The organism is Blastomonas sp. CCH1-A6 (assembly GCF_001556365.1).
Lineage (GTDB): Bacteria > Pseudomonadota > Alphaproteobacteria > Sphingomonadales > Sphingomonadaceae > Blastomonas > Blastomonas ursincola.
Window position 1 is genome coordinate 24,292 of sequence record NZ_LSIS01000141.1, and the last position, 14,354, is coordinate 38,645.

Annotated in this window: 15 protein-coding genes and 1 tRNA gene; 6 read left to right on the forward strand and 10 right to left on the reverse strand. The window is 65.6% G+C overall.

All coding sequences use genetic code 11. From position 1 onward, the window contains the following. Nucleotides 1-4 precede the first annotated feature (4 nt). Nucleotides 5-535, forward strand: a complete 531-nt coding sequence (locus tag AX735_RS05655; RefSeq protein ID WP_066277007.1) for a GNAT family N-acetyltransferase — start codon at nucleotides 5-7, stop codon at nucleotides 533-535. Between the two features lie 15 nt (nucleotides 536-550). Here the strand turns inward: AX735_RS05655 and AX735_RS05660 are convergent, their stop codons facing one another. The 5 genes from AX735_RS05660 to rpmF all read right to left on the reverse strand — a co-directional run bounded on the left by AX735_RS05660 (nucleotide 551) and on the right by rpmF (nucleotide 3,621). Further along, entirely contained in the window at nucleotides 551-928 is a 378-nt protein-coding gene (locus AX735_RS05660) for a MerR family transcriptional regulator (RefSeq protein ID WP_231750031.1), read from the reverse strand. Then, nucleotides 921-1,220, reverse strand: a complete 300-nt coding sequence (locus tag AX735_RS05665) for an integration host factor subunit alpha (RefSeq protein WP_081097194.1) — start codon at nucleotides 1,218-1,220, stop codon at nucleotides 921-923. The genes AX735_RS05660 and AX735_RS05665 overlap by 8 nt, the downstream gene beginning before the upstream one ends. A gap of 115 nt (nucleotides 1,221-1,335) precedes the next feature. After that, nucleotides 1,336-2,328, reverse strand: a complete 993-nt coding sequence (locus AX735_RS05670) for a beta-ketoacyl-ACP synthase III (protein ID WP_066277018.1) — start codon at nucleotides 2,326-2,328, stop codon at nucleotides 1,336-1,338. Continuing rightward, nucleotides 2,325-3,395 (reverse strand): phosphate acyltransferase PlsX, encoded by a 1,071-nt coding sequence (gene plsX / locus AX735_RS05675; protein ID WP_066277019.1) that lies wholly within the window; start codon nucleotides 3,393-3,395, stop codon nucleotides 2,325-2,327. Before plsX ends, AX735_RS05670 begins: the two co-directional genes overlap by 4 nt. 49 nt (nucleotides 3,396-3,444) lie before the next feature. Beyond that, nucleotides 3,445-3,621 carry a 50S ribosomal protein L32 gene (gene rpmF, locus AX735_RS05680; RefSeq protein WP_023837736.1) on the reverse strand — a complete coding sequence of 59 codons (177 nt, stop codon included), beginning with the start codon at nucleotides 3,619-3,621 and terminating at the stop codon, nucleotides 3,445-3,447. Between the two features lie 221 nt (nucleotides 3,622-3,842). On the opposite strand from rpmF, the gene AX735_RS05685 reads away from it, so the two are divergent. Next, nucleotides 3,843-4,241 carry an MAPEG family protein gene (locus tag AX735_RS05685; RefSeq protein WP_066277051.1) on the forward strand — a complete coding sequence of 133 codons (399 nt, stop codon included), beginning with the start codon at nucleotides 3,843-3,845 and terminating at the stop codon, nucleotides 4,239-4,241. A gap of 26 nt (nucleotides 4,242-4,267) precedes the next feature. On the opposite strand, the gene recG is transcribed toward AX735_RS05685, so the two are convergent. Next, a complete protein-coding gene (gene recG, locus AX735_RS05690) occupies nucleotides 4,268-6,325 on the reverse strand; it encodes an ATP-dependent DNA helicase RecG (protein WP_066277023.1) in 2,058 nt (685 codons plus the stop codon). A 102-nt stretch (nucleotides 6,326-6,427) separates the two neighbouring features. On the opposite strand from recG, the gene AX735_RS05695 reads away from it, so the two are divergent. Together AX735_RS05695 and mfd are read left to right on the forward strand one after the other, a co-directional pair. Next, nucleotides 6,428-6,694, forward strand: a complete 267-nt coding sequence (locus tag AX735_RS05695) for an FAD assembly factor SdhE (RefSeq protein ID WP_066277025.1) — start codon at nucleotides 6,428-6,430, stop codon at nucleotides 6,692-6,694. Nucleotides 6,695-6,722: 28 nt separating this feature from the next. Further along, on the forward strand, nucleotides 6,723-10,220 hold the full coding sequence (mfd, locus tag AX735_RS05700) for a transcription-repair coupling factor (RefSeq protein ID WP_066277027.1): 3,498 nt from the start codon (nucleotides 6,723-6,725) through the stop codon (nucleotides 10,218-10,220). A gap of 137 nt (nucleotides 10,221-10,357) precedes the next feature. Here mfd and AX735_RS05705 read toward each other — a convergent pair whose 3' ends face one another. Continuing rightward, a complete protein-coding gene (locus AX735_RS05705) occupies nucleotides 10,358-11,896 on the reverse strand; it encodes a bifunctional diguanylate cyclase/phosphodiesterase (RefSeq protein WP_202189508.1) in 1,539 nt (512 codons plus the stop codon). Nucleotides 11,897-12,085: 189 nt separating this feature from the next. Between AX735_RS05705 and AX735_RS05710 the strand changes: the two genes are divergently transcribed. Both AX735_RS05710 and AX735_RS05715 read left to right on the forward strand, forming a co-directional pair. Further along, nucleotides 12,086-12,874: an NAD kinase gene (locus AX735_RS05710; RefSeq protein WP_066277038.1), complete on the forward strand. Its 789-nt coding sequence runs from the start codon at nucleotides 12,086-12,088 to the stop codon at nucleotides 12,872-12,874. Between the two features lie 94 nt (nucleotides 12,875-12,968). Further along, nucleotides 12,969-13,043 (forward strand) — tRNA-Asn (locus AX735_RS05715). Nucleotides 13,044-13,229: 186 nt separating this feature from the next. Here the strand turns inward: AX735_RS05715 and AX735_RS05720 are convergent. The 3 genes from AX735_RS05720 to AX735_RS05725 all read right to left on the reverse strand — a co-directional run bounded on the left by AX735_RS05720 (nucleotide 13,230) and on the right by AX735_RS05725 (nucleotide 14,204). Next, nucleotides 13,230-13,442 (reverse strand): hypothetical protein, encoded by a 213-nt coding sequence (locus AX735_RS05720; RefSeq protein WP_066277042.1) that lies wholly within the window; start codon nucleotides 13,440-13,442, stop codon nucleotides 13,230-13,232. A 157-nt stretch (nucleotides 13,443-13,599) separates the two neighbouring features. Beyond that, nucleotides 13,600-14,004, reverse strand: a complete 405-nt coding sequence (locus AX735_RS24890) for a hypothetical protein (RefSeq protein WP_156447431.1) — start codon at nucleotides 14,002-14,004, stop codon at nucleotides 13,600-13,602. Next, a complete protein-coding gene (locus AX735_RS05725; RefSeq protein ID WP_066277046.1) occupies nucleotides 14,001-14,204 on the reverse strand; it encodes a hypothetical protein in 204 nt (67 codons plus the stop codon). The genes AX735_RS24890 and AX735_RS05725 overlap by 4 nt, the downstream gene beginning before the upstream one ends. Between the last annotated feature and the right edge of the window lie 150 nt (nucleotides 14,205-14,354).

Sequence of the window (14,354 nt, forward strand, 5' to 3'; positions counted from 1 at the left end):
CGCCATGGCAAAGCCGCTGCCCGAGACCATCCTGCGCCGCGCGGGCCCGGACGATGCCGCGAAGCTGGCGCTGATCGGCTCGGCGACCTTTCTCACCGCCTTTGCGCATGATCATCCGGGGCAAGCGCTGATCGACCATTGCAGCGTCGAGCATGGCATGGCGCGCTATGCTGGCTGGCTGGACAAGCCCGAATACGCCTTCTGGCTGCTGGAAACGCCGCTCGGCGCGCCGGTCGGCTATGCGATGATGAGCCCGCCCGAGCTCGATATCAAGCCGCAGCCCGGATCGGTGGAGTTGAAGCGCATCTATGCGCTGTCGGGCTGGCAGGGTGCTGGCCTTGGCCGCAGGCTGATGGACGCGGTGATCGACGAGGCCCGCGCCCGCGAGGCCACGTGCCTGTATTTGTGCGTCTATACCAACAATCCCGATGCGCAGCGCTTCTACGAACGCTTCGGGTTCGAGAAGGTCGGGCAGCAGCAGTTCATGACCGGCAACGTGCCGTTTACCGACTGGATCATGCGCAAGCCGCTCTGAACGGTGCGCAGTGGCTCAGGCCGCTTCGAGTGCCGCTGCCAACCGGTCGCGGATCGCGCGCAGCGCGGCGAGATCGATCGAATGGGCAGCGGTTACGGCAGGCGCAGGTGCTGCAGCAGGCGCCGGCTTCGCCGCCTTGCCTGCCAGATACTGCCGCGCGCCGCGCACGGTAAAGCCCTCGCGGTTGAGCAAGCGGTCGATCGTGCGCAGCGTCTCGACATCCTCGGGCCGGTAATAGCGCCGCCCCCCGGCACGCTTGAGCGGCTTGATGCTGTCGAACTGCGCTTCCCAATAGCGCAGGATGTGCGGCTTGACCCCCAGTTCGGCCGAAACCTCGCCGATGGTGCGCATCGCGCCCTCGGCCTTGCCGGAGGAGGTCACCGGGTCAGTCACCGGCCATGATCCTTTCCTTCATGATCTGGCTGGCGCGGAAGGTCAGCACGCGGCGCGGAGTGATCGGAACCTCGACCCCGGTCTTGGGGTTGCGCCCGACGCGCTCGCCCTTGTCGCGCAACAGAAAGGTGCCGAAGCCCGAAATCTTCACATTCTCGCCGCGCTCGAGAGCGTCGGTCATGTGGTTGAGCACCGATTCCACCATCTGCGCCGCATCGGCGCGAGACAGTCCTACCTGGTTGTTGATCGTATCGGCCAGATCAGCCCTGGTCAAAGTACCCACTGAACGCATCGCCCCGTCTCCTAACCCGCCAAGAGCAGGATAGCGGATCGAAGTTATAATGGCAAATCGAGGCTATGTAAAAACAGTGCGAATAGAGGCGATTGCGCGACAAAATTGCGTGAGGTTAATAGCGGATTACCGCCGCCCCCCAGGTAAGGCCGCCGCCCATCGCTTCGAGCACCAGCAGGTCGCCGCGCTGGATGCGGCCGTCGCGCACGGCGGTGTCGAGTGCGAGCGGAACCGACGCGGCCGAGGTATTGGCATGCTGGTCCACGGTGACCACCACCTTTTCCGGCGGCAGACCCAGCTTGCGCGCGGTCGCATCGAGAATGCGGGCATTGGCCTGGTGCGGCACCACCCAGTCGATATCGGCGCTGGTCAGGCCCAGCCGGTGCAGCACCTGCTCCATGACTTCGGCCAGATTGACCACGGCATGGCGAAACACCTCGCGCCCCTTCATCCGGACCTTGCCGACGGTGCCCGTGGTCGAGGGCCCGCCATCAACATAGAGCAGGTCGTGATGGCGACCATCGGCGTGCAACTGGGTCGTCAGGATGCCGCGCGCGGCGCTATCGCCCTCCGCGGCGGTTTCGAGCCCGAGCACGACCGCGCCCGCACCATCGCCGAACAGCACGCAGGTGCCGCGATCTTCCCAGTCGAGAATGCGGCTGAAGGTTTCCGCACCGATGACCAGCGCGCGGCTGCCCATGCCGGTGCGCAGCATGCTGTCGGCAACGCTGAGCGCGTAAAGAAAGCCCGAACAGACCGCTGCGACGTCGAAGGCGATACCGCCTGTCATGCCGATCGCCGACTGCACCTTGGTCGCGGTGGCGGGGAAGGTGTGGTCGGGGGTCGCTGTCGCAAGCACGATCAGGTCGATATCGCTGCCTGCCAGTCCTGCGGCTTCGAGCGCCCTGTTGGCCGCATCTATTGCCAGCGTGCCCGTGGTCTCTTCCGGCGCGGCGATATGGCGGAACTTGATGCCGGTGCGCTCGGTGATCCACTCGTCCGAGGTATCGACGGTTTCAGCCAGTTCGGCATTGGATACCCGCTTGGCTGGCAGTGCCGATCCCGTGCCGAGAATGACACTGCGCGTCGCCGGAGCCTGAAAAGTCATTTGGGAAATTCGCCCGATCCGTTGGAAGCGACGCCGTTGCTGGCGATCGCGCTGGTATCAAAGTCCTTCAGCACATCGCCGATGCGCTGGGTGATATTGTCCTCGACCAGCCTTGCTGCGACCTCGACCGCGTTCGCCACGCCCTTGATGCTGGCCGATCCGTGGCTTTTCACCACCACGCCGTTGAGGCCCAGGAACACCGCGCCATTATGGTTGTTGGGATCGAGATGGTGCCTGAGCAATTCGGTCGCCGGGCGCGAGATCAGAAAGCCGATCTTCGAGCGGAGCGAGGACTGGAAGCTGCGCTTGAGCAGATCGGTGACGAAGCGCGCTGTGCCTTCGAGCGCCTTCAAGGCGATATTGCCTGAAAAGCCGTCGGTGACGACGACATCAACATCGCCGCGCGAGATCTTGTCCGCCTCGATAAAGCCCTTGAACTGCATCGGCAGGTGCGTCGCGGCGCGCAGCGCGGCGGCGGCATCGCGGATCGCCTCGGTGCCCTTCGATTCCTCGGTGCCGATGTTGAGCAGCCCGGTGCGGGGCTTTTCGAAGCCGAAGATGATCTGCGAATAGACCGCGCCCATGATCGCGAACTGGACGAGGTTGCGGGCATCGCACTCGGTATTCGCGCCAAGGTCGAGCATGACCATGTCGGTCTCGTCGAGCGTCGGCAGCAATGCGGCGAGCGCGGGCCGGTCGATGCCGGGCATGGTGCGCAGCGCGAGCTTGGCCATCGCCATTAGCGCGCCGGTATTGCCGGCGCTCACAGCGGCGCTGCAATCGCCGGACTTTACCGCCTGGATGGCGAGCCCCATCGAGCTGTTCTTGGACTTGCGCAGCGCCTGGCTGGGCTTGTCCTCGCCCTTCACCACCTCTTCGGTGTGAAGGATCTCGGACGCCGCGCGCAAATTGGGGTGATTGTCCAGGCCCTGCTTGATCTGCTTTTCGTCGCCGACCAGCAGAAAGGTGAAGCGATCGTGGCGGTGGCGCGCTTCCGCCGCCCCGCCCAGCATCACCCGCACGCCTTCATCACCGCCCATCGCATCAATCGCGATCCGCGGCTTCATCGGCACCGGTTAATCCCCCTGAAAAAGTGCAAAGACCGTCTGATAAGGATCAGGCGACTTCGAGCACCTCACGGCCGTTATAATGGCCGCATGCGCCGCAGACATGGTGCGGGCGCTTCAGTTCACCACAGTTGGAGCATTCGCTGAACGCGTCGATGGTCAGCGAATCGTGGCTCCGGCGCATGCCGCGCTTGGAGGGCGAAGTTTTTCTCTTAGGAACAGCCATGGCAGCCTGCTTACCTTAAATTGCTTGTCAATCAATGCGATATTGCCAACTCGCCCCATCAGGACGCCACTGGCGCGGCCTGCCGATACAGCGACACGGCCCATTCGCGTGCGAAGGCGGCGCTATAGCGAAAATCTCGTGCGTTGCAAGCTCTGTCGCGCTAGTCCGCTGCACAATTGGTCGTCGCGACGCGGACGACCGCCAACGAGGGGACGATACGCATGAACCTGCCGCTGACACTGACCATGGCCGCTGCCGCCGGATTGATCAACCTGTGGCTCGCCCTCCGCATCGGCCAGGTGCGCACCAGCCAGAAGGTCAGCGTGGGCGATGGCGGCAATGAGTTCGTCATCCGCCGCATGCGCGCCCAGGCCAATTTCGTCGAATACACGCCCTTCGTGCTGGTGCTGATCGGTGCGCTCGAATGTTCGGGCTATGCTGCGACCTGGCTGTGGGTGGTCGGCATCGTCTACATGATCGGCCGGCTGGCGCATGGCCTGGGCATGGACGGCGGCGCGTTCGGCATCGGCCGGATGATCGGCACGCTGACCTCGATGCTGACGCTGCTCGGCCTGTCGGGCTATGCCATCTATGTCGCGAGCATCATGCCCGCCGCCTGACAAACCATCGCGCTTGGGGGCGGCGCCTACCCGCCCCTGAGCAGCTTGGCTCCATAATCGCGCTCAAACAGGTAGAGCGCGGTGCGCGCCGCCTGGCCGCGTTCGCTGTCGAGCCCGCCATCGCGGTCCATCAGCAGCCGGGCATCGTCCGATGCCGTGCCGATCAGCCGCTGCACCTGTTCGGGGCTGGCGATGCGGAAGGCGCTGTCGCCCGATTGCCGCGTGCCGAGGAGCTCGCCGCCGCCGCGCAGCCGCAGATCCTCCTCGGCGATATGAAAGCCGTCCTGGCTCGAGCGCATCAGCGCGAGCCGCGCCCGCGCGGTCTCGCTGAGCGCGCTTCCGCGCAGCAGCACGCAGACCGATTTCTGGTCGCCCCGCCCCACCCGGCCGCGCAGCTGGTGCAATTGCGCCAGGCCAAAGCGCTCCGCCGCCTCGATGATCATCAGCGTCGCGTTGGGGACATCGACCCCGACCTCGATCACCGTGGTCGCGACCAGCAGCGCGGTCTTGCCGCTGGCAAAGTCCGCCATCATCGCATCCTTGCGCTCGACCGGCATCTGGCCATGCACCAGCGAGACCTTGCCGGGAAAGCGCTCGGCAAGCTGCGCCGCACGCGTCTCGGCGGCGGCAAGGTCGCTGGTCTCGCTGTCCATCACCAGCGGGCACACCCAATAGGCCTGGCCGCCCCGCTCGATATGCCGGGCAAGCCCGTCGACGATCTCGTGCAGCCGATCGTCGGCGATCACCCTTGTCTCGATCGGCTGGCGCCCCGGCGGCAGTTCGTCGAGCCGCGAGACGTCCATCTCGCCATAATGGCTGAGCGTCAGGGTGCGCGGGATCGGCGTTGCGGTCATCGCCAGCAGGTGCGGCGTCGCCCTGCCCTTCTCCTGCAGCATCAGCCGCTGCGACACGCCGAACTTGTGCTGCTCGTCGATCACCGCGAGCGCGAGATTGCGATAGCGCACCGCATCCTGGAACAGCGCGTGCGTGCCGATGACGATCTGGATCGACCCGTCCGCCAGCCCCATCAGCGTCGCCTCGCGAGCCTTGCCCTTGTCGCGCCCAGTGAGCACCGCGATGCTGACCGGCAGGCCGGAAAGCATGCGCGAGATCGTATCGAAATGCTGCCGGGCGAGGATTTCGGTCGGCGCGAGCAGCGCCGCCTGGCCGCCGCATTCGACCGCGTTCAGCATCGCCATCACCGCGACGAGCGTCTTGCCTGCTCCGACATCGCCCTGGAGCAGCCGCAGCATCGGCACCGGCTGGGCCATGTCGCCGTTGATCTCCTCGATCGTCCGCCGCTGCGCCCCGGTCATCGCGAAAGGCAGCCTGAGCGCATCGCGCAGATGCCCATCGCCCTGCAGCGCGACGCCCTTGCGCTTGCGGTTGGACTGCCGGATCAGCGCGAAGGCGAGCTGGTTGGCGAAGATCTCGTCATAGGCCAGCCGCTCGCGGGGCTTTTCGTCCATGCCCTGATGCGCGGCGGCGAGCGCCTCGTGCCAGTCGGGCCAGCCCTCGCGCGCCTTTAGCGTCGGCTCGATCCATTCGGGCAGCGGCGGCAGCTGCGCCAGTGCCTGCGCCGCCAGTGAGGCGACGCGCTTCTGCCCCAGCCCTTCGGCGAGCGGATAGACGGGCTCGGCCTCGCCGATCTGGTCGGCCTGGCCCGGCTCCACCACATGATCGGGATGGACGATCTGCCACGCCTCGCCCCAGATCTCGAGCTTGCCCGCCGCCAGCCGCGTCTCGCCCAGCGGCCAGAGCTTCTTCGCCCAGCCCGGATTGCCGCCGAAATAGACGAGCGCGATATGGTTGCCGATCGAATCCTCGGCGATCACCCGTGTCGGCCCGCGTCCGGGGCTGCTCCGGTAGCCGGTGGCGGTGAGCGCGATGATGATCTGCTCGCCCGTGCCTGCCTGATCGGCATTGTCGACATGCCTGCGGCGGATGAAGCCGTTGGGCAGATGATAGGCCATGTCCTTGACCCGCGAAATGCCCAGCCGCGCGAACGGCTTCTGCAAGCTCACGCCGACGCCCTTGAGGCTCTCGATCTCGGCGAATGCGGGGTTGAGTATATCGGGGCGCATGGCTATCGCAAAAAACGCAACGCACTGACATGTGCTGCTGGCTGGAATTCTGACCCGTCTTAGGCAGGCCCGGCCCACCCCGCAAGCAAAGGAACTTCTGGCATGGACCGCGAAACCAGATTGCGCCGCCTGGCCTTCCGCGCCTGGCACCGGGGCACGCGCGAGGCGGATTACATGATCGGCGGCTTTTTCGACCGCTATGGGAAAGGCTGGTCGGACGCAGAGCTCGACTGGTTCGAGACGCTGATCGAGGAGCAGGACGTCGACATCATGGCCTGGGCCATCGGCACGCAGCCCGTGCCCGACCGCTTTGCCGGGCCGCAGATGGACGCGTTCCGCCAGCTCGATTTCATCAACATTCCGCGCTGATCGCACCGGCGCGCAAGGCACAGCACTTATGGACAGCATCAGCCGCATCCTGCAGGCGACCGCGCCGCTGACGCTGGCGAGCGTCGCACCCGGCGCGCTGCCGCTGCTGCTGGCGGACCTCGCCCGCGCCGCCGCCGCGCGCAAGCAGGGCGGGCGCATCGTCTTCATCGCGCCCGACGATGCAATGATGCACGCGGTCGCCGAGACCGCGCCCTTCTATGCGCCCGATCTGGAGGCGATCGAGTTTCCCGCCTGGGACTGTCTGCCCTATGACCGCGCCTCGCCTTCGCTCGGCATCACCGCGCGGCGGCTCAAGGCCTTGTGGACGCTGCAGCAACCGGCGGGCGGGCCGCAGCTGCTGGTCACCACGGTCAACGCGGTCACCCAGCGCACATTGACCCCGTTCCGCATCCGCCAGGTCGGCGCGGAGCTGAAACCCGGCATGATGATCGCGCGCGAGGCGCTGATCGAGAAGCTGGTGCGCCAGGGCTATGCCCGCACCGATACCGTCGCCGATTCGGGCGAGTTCGCGGTTCGCGGCAACCTCATCGACATCTTCCCCGCAGGGATGGATTCGGGGCTCCGGCTCGATTTCTTCGGCGACGAGCTCGACACGATGCGCGCCTTCGATCCGGGCACGCAGCGTTCGACCGAGCGGGTCGAGCGGCACATCTTGCTGCCCGCCTCCGAAGTGCTGCTCGACGCCGACAGCATCAAGCGCTTCCGCAGCGCCTATCGCGAGGCGTTCGGCGCCAATGCCACCACCGATCCGCTCTATCAGGCGATCAGCGACGGGCGCAGGCTCGCCGGCATGGAACACTGGCTGCCGATGATCGAGGAGCGGCTGGTGCCGCTGTTCGAGCATCTGGATGATGCCGATATCGTGCTGCGCGATGCCGGGGCCGATGCCGCCGCCGACCAGCGGTTCGAGAGCATCACCGACTATCACGCCAACCGCCAGCGCGGGAACGAGGACAAGGCGGGCAGCTATCGGCCGCTCAAGCCCTCGGCGCTCTATCTGGTGCCCAAGGAATGGCGCGCGGCCGAAGGTGAAACGCCGATCCATCTGGTCAGCAGCCATGACGAGCCCGAATCGCAGCGCGTGCTGGGCCTCGGCTATCGCACCGCGCGCGATTTCGGCGCGGAGCGCGCGCGCGGCGACAATGTCTATGCCGCCGCCGTCGCGCATATCGAGCAGCTGCGCGCCGCCAGCCGGGGCGCGATCATCGCGAGCTATTCGGAAGGCTCGCGCAGCCGCCTGCTCGGGCTGCTCAAGGACCATGGCCTGGCGCGCATGGCGCTGGCGGGCAGCTGGCAGGAGGCGCTGGGCCAGGCCGCGACCGGCATGGCCTCGATGGTCGTGCTGCCGCAGGATCACGGCTTTGCCACCGACCGCTACGAGATCCTGTCCGAACAGGACCTGCTCGGCGACCGACTGGTGCGGCGGCGCAAGAAGCGCAAGTCCGCCGACGCGTTCCTCGCCGAGCTGCAATCGCTCGCGGCCGGCGACCTGGTCGTGCATATCGACCATGGCATCGGCCGCTATGAGGGGCTGGTCTCGATCCCGGTCGGCAAGAGCCCGCACGACTGCGTGTGGCTGACCTATGCGGGCGGCGACAAGCTCTATGTGCCGGTCGAGAATATCGACGTGCTCACCCGCTACGGCTCCGAAAGCGAGGGCGTCGCGCTCGACAAGCTGGGCGGCGAGGCCTGGCAGCGGCGGCGCGCCAAGCTCAAGGAACGCATCCAGGCGATCGCGGGCGAGCTGATGAAGACCGCCGCCGAGCGTGCCTTGCGCACCGCCGATGTCGCCGAGGTCGAGCCGGGCGTCTATGCGAGCTTTGTCGACCGCTTCCCGTACGAGGAAACCGAGGACCAGGAGCGCGTCATCGCCGAGGTGCTCGAGGACCTCGCCTCGGGCAAGCCGATGGACCGGCTGGTCTGCGGCGATGTCGGCTTCGGCAAGACGGAAGTTGCGATGCGCGCCGCGTTCGTCGCCGCGATGTCGGGCATGCAGGTCGCGATCGTCGCGCCGACGACATTGCTCGCACGCCAGCATTACACCAATTTCGTCGAGCGCTTTCAGGGCTTCCCGCTCAATATCGGCCGCCTTTCGCGCCTCGTCACCGTGAGCGAGGCCAAGGCGACGCGCGAGGGCCTTGCCAACGGCACCACCGACATCGTCATTGGCACGCACGCGCTGCTCGCCAAATCGGTCGAGTTCAAGCGGCTCGGCCTGGTCATCATCGACGAGGAACAGCGCTTCGGTGTGGTCCACAAGGAGCGGCTGAAGGCGCTCAAGGCCGATGTGCATGTGCTGACGCTGACCGCGACGCCGATCCCGCGCACGCTGCAGATGGCGATGAGCGGGCTGCGCGAACTGTCAGTCATCCAGACGCCGCCGGTCGACCGGCTGGCGGTGCGCACCTATGTGATGCCCTGGGACCCGGTGGTGCTGCGCGAGGCATTGCTGCGCGAACATTATCGCGGCGGCCAGTCCTATTTTGTCGCGCCCCGGATCAGCGATCTCGACAAGCTCAGCGAATTCATCCGCGACGAGGTGCCCGAAATCCGCCACATCATGGCGCACGGCCAGATGGCGCCGTCCGATGTCGAGGAGCGGATGAGCGCGTTCTACGACCGCAAGTATGACGTGCTGCTTTCGACCACCATCGTCGAATCGGGGATCGACATTCCCAGCGCCAACACGCTGATCATCCACCGCGCCGATACCTTCGGCCTGGCCCAGCTCTATCAGTTGCGCGGCCGCGTCGGCCGCTCCAAGACCCGCGCCTATGCGTATCTGACCACGCCGGAAAATCGCGTGCTGACCGAGACCGCGGACAAGCGCCTCAAGGTGCTGGGCGATCTCGATACCCTGGGCGCGGGCTTCCAGCTTGCCAGCCACGATCTCGACATTCGCGGCGCGGGCAATCTGGTCGGTGACGAACAGTCGGGGCATATCCGCGAGGTCGGGTTCGAGCTCTACCAGTCGATGCTCGAGGAGGCGATTCTCGAGGCCAAGGCGGGCGGCCTGTCGCTCGACCTGCCGCGCCAGAAATTCTCGCCGCAGATCACGGTCGATGCGCCGATCCTCATTCCGGAGGATTACGTGCCCGATCTGGCGGTGCGCATGGCGCTCTATCGCCGGATGAACGATCTCACCAACCGCGCCGAGATCGAGGCCTTTGCCGCCGAGATGATCGACCGGTTCGGCCCGCTGCCCGATGCGACGAGCAATCTCATCAAGCTGATCGAGATCAAGCTGAACTGCATCACCGCGTGCGTCGCCAAGATCGATGTCGGCGCGCGCGGGGCTTTGGTCAGCTTCCATAACGACAGCTTCCCCGATGTCCCCGGCCTGCTCGCCTATGTCGATCGCCTGAAGGGCACCGCCAAGCTGCGCCCCGACCAGAAGCTGCTGATCCAGCGGGTGTGGAGCGATCCGGCCTCGCGGATCAACGGATTGATCCAGCTTTCCAAGGGCCTGGCGGGCATTGTGAAGAAGAGCGTGAAGGCGGGGTAAGGCGCGCCGAGGCTGCGGACAGTTTCCTTTCCTTGCCCGTCACCCCCGCGAACGCGGGGGGGGGGCCCGCTTATTCTTCGCGCCGGCTTGAAAGCGGGATTCCCGCGTTCGCGGGAATGATGTCGCTGGCTCGAATTTCAGCCCAGCTCACCCTGCGCAAACTCCGCGAAAACCTCCGCCTCCATCGCCCGGCCGCGCAGGAAGCCCTGGAAATAGTCGCAGCCCTCGGCGCGCAGCGCGGCAAGCTGGGCGTCGCTCTCCACCCCCTCGGCAATGACCTTGAGGTTCAGCGCCTTGGCCATCGCGATCACCGAGCGCACGATGATCCGGTCCGCTTCCGCTCCGCCGATATCGCGGGTCATCGCATGGTCGAGCTTGAGATAGTCGAGCGGCAGGCGCTTCAAATACAGCAGGCTCGAATAGCCGGTGCCGAAATCGTCGACCGCGATGCGCACCCCTGCTTCGCGCAGCGCGGCAAAGCGCGCCGCCGCGCGCTTGAGATCGGGCACCAGCGCCTGTTCGGTCATCTCCAGCGTCAGCCGGCGCGGGCTGAACCCGGCCTCGGCGAGCATCGCCAGCTCGCGCCGGGCAAAGCCCTTCTCGCCCAGATCCTCGGCGGTGACGTTGAGCGACAGCCGGAGCGGCGCGAGCGGCCCGGTCCAGCGCGCGGCATGCTGCATCGCGCGCTGGCGGATATGGCGCGACAGCGCGCGCGTGAAATCGGCCTTGTCGGCCAGCGCGAACAAGGTGCCCGCGCCGATCTCGCCATATTGCGGGTGCTGCCAGCGCGCGAGCGCCTCGGCCCCGGTGATGCGCCCGGTCTCGACCGCGAATTGCGGCTGGAAGAGCACGGTGATCTCGTCGCGCTCGATTGCCTGGACGATGTCCTGTTCGAGCCGATAGCCGCTCTGCGGCGCGTGGTCGGACTGGCGATCGGCCCAGCGCACCGGATCGGCGGCGCTTTCGCGCGCCTGGGCAAGACCCGCCGAAAGCCGGTCGAGCAGCGAGACCGGCCCCTCGCCCTCGCGCGCCACCGCGAGCGCCGCGCGCGCGGTCAGCCGCAGCCGATGCCCGGCGACGTCGAGCGGTTCGGAAACGACGCGCAGCATCCGCTCGGCCATGACCTGCCAGCCCAGCCGCTCCTCGGCCATGGCATAGGCAATCAGGAAATCGCCGCCCGACAGGCGCAACGTCAGCGCACTGCCGGCGGAAAGCCGTGCCGCCTGGCGTTCGAGCCGCTGCTCCATCGCCTCGAGCGCGGCATCGCCCACCGCAGTGCCATAGGTCGCGTTGACCGCGGGCATGCGGCGCAGCCCGATCAGCATCGCGTGCAATGCCCCCTCGCCCGCCGCTGCAAAATCCGCGATTCGCGCGTGCAGATCCGGCGCCATTCCGTGGCGGGCGGCAAGCTGACCATGGATCAGCCGCAGCTGCAATCGCAGCGCATCGTCCGCAAATGGCGCGAGCAGCGCATGCGTGATTCCAGGCGGGATGGGATGCGCAAGGTCCAGCCAGGCACTGTCGCAGATCAGCAGACCGTCACCCGCATGACCGGCGATCTCGCGTGGCAGGTCATCGGTCTTGCCGCGCATGTCCGCAACCAGCAGATCGGCAGGGCCGTCCCCGGCAGGCGCGAAGCCGCACGCCGCCAGCGCCGCCGCCAGCGCCGCGTCCACCGCGCCGGCGCCGCTGCCGCGCCAGGTCGGCCTGTCCCGATATCCGCTGCTGTCCAGACCCCGCCCCCATTTGCAGGAACACTGCCGCGCGATGCCCTGCATGGGCACGATGCGCAAGACCCCAAGAAACATTGGCGCATTAGCACCGATCCGTTAAGACCCTGTCACCCATAAGATAAGGCGTGGAACATGCCCCCATCGGTTATTGACCGCAAAATCGCGCTGGCAGTCTCCCCTACCGAACGGGCGCGCAAGGCGGCGCGCGAGGTGCAGGCGGCGCATGAATGGGCCAGCCTGGACGAGGCCGATATCGTCGTCGTCATGGGCGGCGACGGCTTCATGCTGCAGACGCTGCACCAGATGCTCGAACGCGGGCGGATCGTGCCGGTCTATGGCCTGAACCTCGGCACCGTTGGGTTCCTCATGAACCTCTGGCGCAGCGGAGACAGCATCGTGCACCGGCTGGAACGGGCGCAGAGCTTCGAGGTGCTGCCGCTGTCGATGACCGCGACCACGATGAGCGGCGAGCGCGTCACCTATCCCGCGATCAACGAGGTGTCGCTGCTGCGCGAGACGCGCCAGACCGCCAAGCTGGAGGTCAGCGTCAACAACGCGGTGCGAATCGGCGAACTGGTCTGCGATGGCGTACTGGTGGCAACGCCGGCGGGCTCGACCGCCTATAACCTGTCCGCAAACGGGCCGATATTGCCGCTGGGCTGCGGGATGCTGGCGCTGACGCCGATCAGCCCATTCCGCCCGCGCCGGTGGAAGGGCGCGCTGCTGCCCGATTCGTCGCAGATCACCTTCCGCGTGCTGGAACCCGGCAAACGCCCGGTCAGCGCGGTGGCCGACCAGCGCGAGGTGCGCGATATCCGCGATATCCAGATCGCCATCGACCCCAACCGCCGCCTGTCGCTGATGTTCGATCCGGGCCACAGCCTCGACGACCGCATTTCGGCCGAACAATTTATCGTCTGAACGTGAAATCAGGTGCTTGCCAAACCAAAAAACCCGGTGCTATAGGCGCGCTTCTCCCGGGGAGCATCGCCTCGCCGGGAAGGCAAAAGAGCGTTCCCCGATAGCTCAGCGGTAGAGTAGGTGACTGTTAATCACTTGGCCGTAGGTTCGAATCCTACTCGGGGAGCCATTTTCCTAGCATAAACTGTTGAAAACACACAGTTTTTGGCTTTTTGCGCAGCTTCATTCCACCAATTTGTCCACTCGCCCAGTCCATCTGGTTGTTGGAGCGGTGCTACATTGCCTTTGCTGATCGCTTCCACACAATATCAAAAGGGTGACCCTCTGCGGCGCTGATTCGTCGCGCGGAAAAGTCTCAGAATGCTGATCTGCAGTCTTGCAGGCTCAGCCCGCGGGGCCCCGGCACCCGTAGCAGCTGCCCTTCCGCCGCCAGCTTGCGCACCGTGCGCCGCTCTCGCGTGCGGTTGGTGCCCAGCGCATGCGCAATTTCCCCCAGGCTCGGTGATCCATGCCAGTCGGCAATATATTGACGCACGAATTTCAGCACCAGCAGCTTCAGGCTGGCCATCTCGGGCCGCTGGCGCAGGGCATGTTCATGGTCGGCATGGGGGGCGGTGGCTGGGCCATGCTTGGAACATAACAGGAAAATTGTGAAAAAGCGCTATTTCGCTATTTGGTGCACCCCCGCGTTTAATTTTTGAGCCCGTTTATGAGGGCTGAAGTCGTCAAAATTTCGTAGCCGGAAAACCAGAAAAAGGGGCAGGTTCGCAGGTGCCATTGATCGTGTGCACATTGCCTGTCGAACCGGTAACACTGGACCTGAACCGATGATTTCCGTTGGTCCGATCGATCACGTTGACCAAATGACTTGTAACGCGTCCGAGCACCTCGTGCTTTTCCGCTAAGATCAGTCGGTCTGGATGAACCTGCGCAATATCAAAAATAATGTCGCAATGCTCCCAACACCATTTTTGCGACTTCAGATCGATCCTGAAACCATAGCTGTGTGGTTCAACCGGCGATTCAAGGTGGAATTGTCGTTCGCCGGTGCACTTCAGATCGAATTTCTCTGGTGCCGTGGCGGTGGTAGGAACCGCGAACGCGAGTATAGCCAACAATTGAAGTTTCATCCGATCATCTCCGGCGCATCGATACGCGCGATTGCGAACTTATGCTCAGCCCGCAGGTTCAGGCAATAGCCGCTCAGCTCGCGCCCGTTGCTTGTCCAGTTGCCGACGGTTCGCACGCTCACCAGGCCGTGATCGTCGGTATAAGTGAAGCGGATCAGGTCGCCTGCAGCGCCGGGTTTCAGCATCCAGCGCTTCGCCATGTCGGCACGCAGGCCCTTTCGGCGCTGGCGTAGGCGGAGACAGCTGCTTCGGTGGCGCGCTGCGCAGCCCCTGCGCCTTGTCGATCAGTCCCGTGCCGGCATCATAGATCGATTTCACCGTCTTGATCGTGTTTGGATCGCTAAGCGTCT